Source organism: Veillonella sp. (genome assembly GCF_019414865.1).
Lineage (GTDB): Bacteria > Bacillota > Negativicutes > Veillonellales > Veillonellaceae > Veillonella.
Genome location: NZ_DXLG01000090.1, coordinates 1 through 6,446, shown reverse-complemented (window position 1 = coordinate 6,446; position 6,446 = coordinate 1). Strand labels below are relative to the sequence as shown.

The 6,446-nt window shown below is 36.9% G+C and carries 6 protein-coding genes; 5 read left to right on the top strand and 1 reads right to left on the bottom strand.

Annotation, left to right across the window (positions count from 1 at the left end; translation table 11 throughout):
* Positions 1-99: 99 nt before the first annotated feature.
* Positions 100-618, top strand: a complete 519-nt coding sequence (locus QZ334_RS06185) for a flavodoxin family protein (protein WP_295232841.1) — start codon at positions 100-102, stop codon at positions 616-618.
* 110 nt (positions 619-728) lie between these two features.
* Here the strand turns inward: QZ334_RS06185 and QZ334_RS06180 are convergent, their stop codons facing one another.
* Positions 729-2,288, bottom strand: coding sequence for a hypothetical protein (locus tag QZ334_RS06180; RefSeq protein WP_323758625.1), 1,560 nt, complete (start codon positions 2,286-2,288; stop codon positions 729-731).
* Between the two features lie 153 nt (positions 2,289-2,441).
* On the opposite strand from QZ334_RS06180, the gene QZ334_RS06175 reads away from it, so the two are divergent.
* From QZ334_RS06175 to QZ334_RS06160, 4 genes are all read left to right on the top strand, one after another.
* Positions 2,442-3,614: an iron-containing alcohol dehydrogenase gene (locus QZ334_RS06175; protein WP_295232835.1), complete on the top strand. Its 1,173-nt coding sequence runs from the start codon at positions 2,442-2,444 to the stop codon at positions 3,612-3,614.
* 43 nt (positions 3,615-3,657) lie between these two features.
* Positions 3,658-4,488: a hypothetical protein gene (locus QZ334_RS06170; RefSeq protein ID WP_295232832.1), complete on the top strand. Its 831-nt coding sequence runs from the start codon at positions 3,658-3,660 to the stop codon at positions 4,486-4,488.
* Between the two features lie 30 nt (positions 4,489-4,518).
* A complete protein-coding gene (locus QZ334_RS06165; protein ID WP_295232830.1) occupies positions 4,519-5,385 on the top strand; it encodes a hypothetical protein in 867 nt (288 codons plus the stop codon).
* A gap of 195 nt (positions 5,386-5,580) precedes the next feature.
* On the top strand, positions 5,581-6,444 hold the full coding sequence (locus QZ334_RS06160) for a hypothetical protein (RefSeq protein WP_295232827.1): 864 nt from the start codon (positions 5,581-5,583) through the stop codon (positions 6,442-6,444).
* Positions 6,445-6,446: the final 2 nt, after the last annotated feature.

The following is a 6,446-nucleotide window of genomic DNA, read 5'->3' as shown; positions in this document are numbered from 1 at the left end:
ATATAGTAGAGTGTACTTGCATATAGAATTGTGATTTATTTTATTAAATGCCTGTTATATATGCCCTATAATAGATATATACTAATTAGGAGGTAAGACATGAAGTCTATTGTCATATATTCATCCCTTACGGGAAATACTAAACAAGTAGCTGAGGCTATTACTAGCGTATTACCAGCAGGCACACCATGTGTATCTATGAAAGAATTGCCCATCGATGTATCATCTTACGATCTTGTGTTTGTAGGATTCTGGGTGGATAAAGGAACAGCAAATAAAGAGGCTCGTGATGTACTCGGTACATTACATAATCCTCATATTGCTTTGTTTGCTACGGCTGGTGTACCACCGCAAATGGCACATGCTAAGGAGAGTTTAATCAATGCAGCAAACTGTTTACCCGATGGCGTAGAGCCTGTAGGCACCTTTATCTGCCAAGGTAAGGTAGATCCTAAGGTCATCGAAATGATGTATAAAATGTTCCCGAAAGGGCATAGCCATGGCCAATCTGCTGATCGCGATGCACGTCACAAACAAGCTGCAGTACACCCAAATGAAGACGATTTTAAAGCGGCCCAAGATTTTGCCAAAGATATTCTAGCCAAGTTAGATCAATGAATAAAAGCAGTACCCCTGTGGGGTACTGCTTTTGTACTATTACAATATTATATTGTGCCTACTATTACAATAAGATATTGTTTCTTTATTATATTTATGATTATGGAATCTTAGTTATATAGTACATTAAATTTAAGTTTACGTGTATCGAATTGGTTTATGAAGTACGATGTAATCAATAGTTTGTATCCAGTGCCTTCTATAATGACAGGATCGATGGTTGTTTTATCGACGGTAAGGAACTTATCATAAATATGATGAACCTCTGTTACTCCATTTGGTAGAGATACCTCTAAATCAAGGCCTTTGTTGAGGAACTTGAAGGAGATGGAGTCGAAGTTGGCAGATTCTACTTCGTATTCCTTAAGGTCTCTTTCGTAGACTATTAATTCGATGTTTTCAATGTATTTATCGTAGCCTGCAATAGAGATAACCTTTGGTGCAGACAAAGCATCAAAATTGATATACTCGACGCGTCTGCCGTTTGTTGGGTTGGTATCTGGCAGTTTTAAATCATCTACAGGGACATATGGTGTGCCATAGTCCGTGAAGTTAGGATCAAAGGTAGCAGCTATTGGTAGGCTTGCATGCCATTTGCCATCGACTTTAGTATAGGTCACAAATTCACGATACGTTGTATAGCCTATGAATGGCGTCAAGAGAACAGCACCTAAGGCAAGAGCCATAACAGTTGTGTGTACAGAAGGTTTTAAACCCTTCACAAGAGAATATACATTATGTATTAAGAAGATTAGATTGAATGCACTTACGTAAATCGTATTGAGCCAGAGAACTGGTTCATTAATCACACGTTTACCGATAAGAACTAAGCACAGTGTAGTTAGCGTAATGAACAAGAAGCATAGGATTTGCTGTGTTCTGCTACTTTCACTAGATCTAAAGCTAGCCAAGTAGAATAGGTAGAAAATGGTTACATACGGATAGTAGGTATAGAAGAAACGCGTATCTTCTCGAAGCCCTAACAGAATCAAGACTAAATAGATATTAGCTAGAATGCCTGTAATAATCGACGCCTTAGGCAAGATGATGCCGAATACAACAGTAAAAAATGAGTTTGGCGCTGGAGGACCTGCGGGATCCTCTTTGTAAGAACATACCATAGATAGACAAATGAATATATTAATGGATGCGAGTACCTTAAAAATGGTTTCTTCAAAGTTGAATGGTTGTTCCACGATGATGAAGAAGAACCATAAACTCATGATGATAACAATGTTATATAGCGTAGACGTAACAAGGGTGATGCCAATCCGTTTGATGCGGTTAATGATTTCACCGATGTAGTGTTCACCAGGCGATGTGAAATACAAGGCAATCATGGAGTACAGCCATAGGTACGATATGTTTTCCGTAGCTAGTTCAATACCTCGCACATAGCCGTAGCTTTTGTGAATTATATAAAGGCCAACGCTGATTCCGATACTTACTAAGGTATATAAAATGGAAAACTTTCGAGCCCTTGTTATATAGCTTTGTAATATAACAATAAAGAAATACAGTGAGTATAGCTTAATGTCGATTTCGGCAAACCAATCTTGTTCAATATATAACGGTATACATGAAAATATGGCAATTAATGCCAGTAATATAGGCGACTGCGTTGCTAGGTCCCGCAGCGAAGACCATACATGTTTAATGGCAAATTTCATAGATGTTCTCTCCCTCTATAAATATAAATATAAATACCCCTCTTATTATTAGTATACCTGTTTTCTGGTGAAAGCCCTATGAGGTTTTACATGCTTTTAAATATCCTTTACAATAACACTAAGAACTAGTTTTCAAAGAAAAGAGGTTATCACATGGAATTCTCTTATTTTTTACCTGTAAACATCCAATTCGGTTGGAATAAAGTAGATAATGTTGCTGATTTTGCTGCACCGTATGGTAAGAAAGCACTTATTGTAACTGGTCGTACTAGTGCCAAAAAATCTGGTTTATATGACCGGGTGGTAGCAAAGCTTGATGCAGCTCATATCGGTCATGTATTGTTTAATCAAGTGGATGCCAATCCATTGACCACAACTGCCTTAGACGGCGCTGCATTAGCTAAATCTGAAAGCTGTGATATGGTTATTGCTATCGGCGGTGGTTCCATCATGGACTGTGCCAAAGGGATTGCCTTTATGGCGGTGAATAAAGGCGATATTAACGACTATATTTTCAATCGTAAAACAAGTGATAATGCGCTGCCTCTTATTGTTATTCCAACGACTTGTGGTACCGGCTCTGAAGGCAACGGTTTTGGTGTTCTTACTAATCCTGAAACAGGTGATAAGAAATCCTTACGCTGCAATGCTATTGTGCCAAAGGTTTCTATTGTAGACCCTGCTGTAATGGGTACAATGCCACCTCATGTATTGGCATCTGTAGGCTTTGATGCACTATGCCACAACATCGAGGCGTACACATCTAAAACGGCGCAACCTTTTACCGATGCGTTAGCTCATTATGCTGTAACCTTATTAGCACAATACCTTGTACCACTATATAAACATGTGAAAGCAACGGCGGAAGGCAAACCAGCTGTTCTCAACGAAACTCAACTTACAAAAGCTTGGGAGTCCGTTACATTAGCTAGCACAATTGGGGGCATGGTTATTAACACAGCTGGTGTAACATTAGCACATGGTATGGAACATCCAGCCAGTGGCCTTAAAGATATTACCCATGGTGTAGGCCTTGCTATTATTGAACCTGTTGCGGTGGAATATACATGGAGTGCAAACCCTGATAAATTTGGTGTCTTAGCTCGGATATTTAACCACGGAGATGGTTCCGAACTAGGCGAAGCATTACGCTTAATCGTACATGACCTAGGCCTTACTACAAACCTTACAGAATTAGGATTTATGAAAAAAGACATTCCATGGCTCGTAGATAATGTATACGTTGTAGCTACAGGCAATATAGCTAATACAGTAGCTAAAATAAGCCGTGAAGATATAGAAGCATTGTATAAAAAGATGTTTTAAGTGCTGAAGATGTTTTATGTGTTGTCCATAATAGGAGAGAGTTTTGTTCCAAGGATTTTATGGTCTATTAACAGTTCTACTATGCGTGTTGTTTGCAATTGTGGTAGTGCTATTTAATATAGCGCCTATTACATATATTGTATTTGGTATAACGATACTATTGAGTTTATTATTACAATATGTTCGTTTTAAGAAGCAGTCTATATCTGAAAAAAGGCACACTCAATTGGCCTGGTGCTTGTATATTGCCTTTACCCTTAGCTTTTCTTGGTTATTAAGCGATTGGTTTAGGTACGACTTAAAAACAAGCATTGAGCAATTTGATTCCTTCGAGTATAGTACCATGGATTGGACTCAGGGGTGGCCTAATAGTGGAGAACTACCAGAGGGGTTAAAACGACCAGAAAAACTTCCCGACGGTATTTATAGAGCGTCTGCTTTTCGTAGTAGTTTAGCTTGGGCTAATGCATATCCAGAGAGATATACTGTACTTGAGGGGGACCCTAAAGTAATTGCTCAATATGAGGCAATAGCAAAGCAAAATGCAGCCTATACAGCGCAAATTGATGCGGATGGTGTATTACGTGATTTAGATACTAGGGAGAAAAAGCGTTTTATATCTCACCCTAATAGCTATAGTATTGTAGAGAGTATAGAAGAAGAATCCCTCAATTTGCCAGAACGGACTTTTATTGAGTGGCTACGCTTTGCACCTCGAAAAGAAACGAAAAGAGTGGTGAACGACACCTATAATTCTACTAAAAATCATAGATTATATGTCTTTGTAGATGATGGGAATACTAAAAGACCTCATTTTGTGGAATTGTTAATTAGTAATGATGGGACATGGGCTGTGTTTTATCAATCTAAGTAATTTGAGTAGGTATTGTTGTGGAGATCGTAAATGCAACAGTGTTTAATTTACTTAAAGAAATTGTTTTTTTCTAATCCTTATAGAAAGAGTATATGGTTTTTTATAATTCTTTGGGTATTAACATTTTTCTTCTCAGATTATATCTCGTATTCTGGGGTGTACTATCTGATTTTATTAATCGCCACGATTGTATTATTGCTTGAAAAATGTAGAGTTATTGATAGTGAGAAAACTGTACGTAAAAGATTTTTATCATATTTTTATGTTATCTTTTTTCTGTGTATGCTTCCTACATTAGCTGTTACTTTAGTATTTTCTGCTGTAGGAATATCCCATTATGATACTCAACGGTGGCACTCTACATGGCCTTCATCTAAGGCGGGGTATATTCCGTCTCCATTACAAGCACCTAAGTTTTTACCTGAGAGTTTGAAAGTGATTTCTTCTGCTGAAGTAATTGGAATGGGAGGGAATCAAAGCTGTTTAGTATTAGATGGTGATAAAGCAACGATTTCAAGGTATGAGGAAACTGTTAAATCTAATGCTTGGTATTCGTTTATAAATGGCAGGGATAAAGATACTACAGTTGAAGTACTTAATTCGTTTACATATCCAAAAGATAAAAATGTATTGGTTAGTGACATAAAGAATTATTATGAGATTATCACTATTCAACGACAAAACTGGAAATTATTTCCCTGGTTAATTGATGGCAGCCAGAGTGTCGGTGATGATCCTAATGAAGATTTTTATTATAGCACTCGAGTATCAGCTGAGAAATATGTAGTATATGTTGTTTACCATAACTTTGATCATGACCAGCCAAGAGTGATTTACTTTATGTTTAATCCGGAACGAACGCGAATGATTACTGTAGATATAGATATGTATCATTAGAGTTGGGCAGAGTTTGTATATAAAATTTGGAACAAAGGGGCTGTTTTGTTACAGCCCCTTTGATGATTCTACAAGTATTAAAAGGTACAATACTAGTAGAGATTGAAGTTGATTGTAGTGGTTGTTATAAAGCTAAGGAGTTGTATTGTGAAAAGAATATATTCATACATTGCTGCACTGTTATTGATAAGTCTTATGGCTTCACAAGTACATGCAAAAGAGCCGGTTACTCAAAGTGATATTTCTGGTAGTGCTAAAGAGAAGTGTGTTAGTAGTGAACAAACTAATGATAAGATTGAAGTTGATTTACAAAGACATTTGGAAAGAATGAAGTCAGAGGACATAGCTAAGGGGTATTTACGTGAAGAAAAAACGTATGCTGAAGAAGTTAGTTTAGTTCGGGGCAGATTGTATCATTCAACGGATAAGCTCATTCATGATGAGAAAAAGACTACTCTTTTATCGTATCCTGTGGGAAGGAAGGTTCCTTGTAAGAAGAGTTTAAAGGATATAGATTCATATACAGACACAATTACTCGTAAAGGCATGACATTCCGCATTCCTAAAGGTGCAGAGTTGAAGATGTTCTATATGTTAGATAACAATATTTTTATAGTGTATGAGATAGGAGATATTTGGTATTCTATTCAGATTATTCCTTTAGATGTAGATCATCCTGATAGTAAAGATATAGAAAATAAAGTACTTGTAGATAAAGAGTATAATTTCTATCACACATTGCAAGTATATTGGCGTATGTGGGGAATCTTTGATGAGTTACAAAATCCTACTTATTCAGCGGTATGGAATAATGGCTTGCCTGGAATGTTAGTGGATTCATACAATCCAGATAAGGAATCTAATTTACTATTTGCTGCATATGATGGACGGTATGCTGTATTTAATCAGCTTGTATATAATCCAAGTACGAGTCCTTTTACTCATGAGCAGTTAAGAAACACGATTGAATATTTTGATTCTAATAACAATCCAGAGTTTAAGGCTAAAAAGCATAGATTATTCCCTGATGAGAGGATAATTCGTATATATGAGTACTAGTA

Excerpts from the sequence above, each read along its gene's own strand:
- QZ334_RS06185 (WP_295232841.1), top strand. The coding sequence starts at position 100 with ATGAAGTCTATTGTCATATATTCATCCCTTACGGGAAATACTAAACAA.
- QZ334_RS06180 (WP_323758625.1), bottom strand. The coding sequence starts at position 2,288 with ATGAAATTTGCCATTAAACATGTATGGTCTTCGCTGCGGGACCTAGCA.
- QZ334_RS06160 (WP_295232827.1), top strand. The coding sequence starts at position 5,581 with ATGGCTTCACAAGTACATGCAAAAGAGCCGGTTACTCAAAGTGATATT.
- QZ334_RS06175 (WP_295232835.1), top strand. The coding sequence starts at position 2,442 with ATGGAATTCTCTTATTTTTTACCTGTAAACATCCAATTCGGTTGGAAT.
- QZ334_RS06165 (WP_295232830.1), top strand. The coding sequence starts at position 4,519 with ATGCAACAGTGTTTAATTTACTTAAAGAAATTGTTTTTTTCTAATCCT.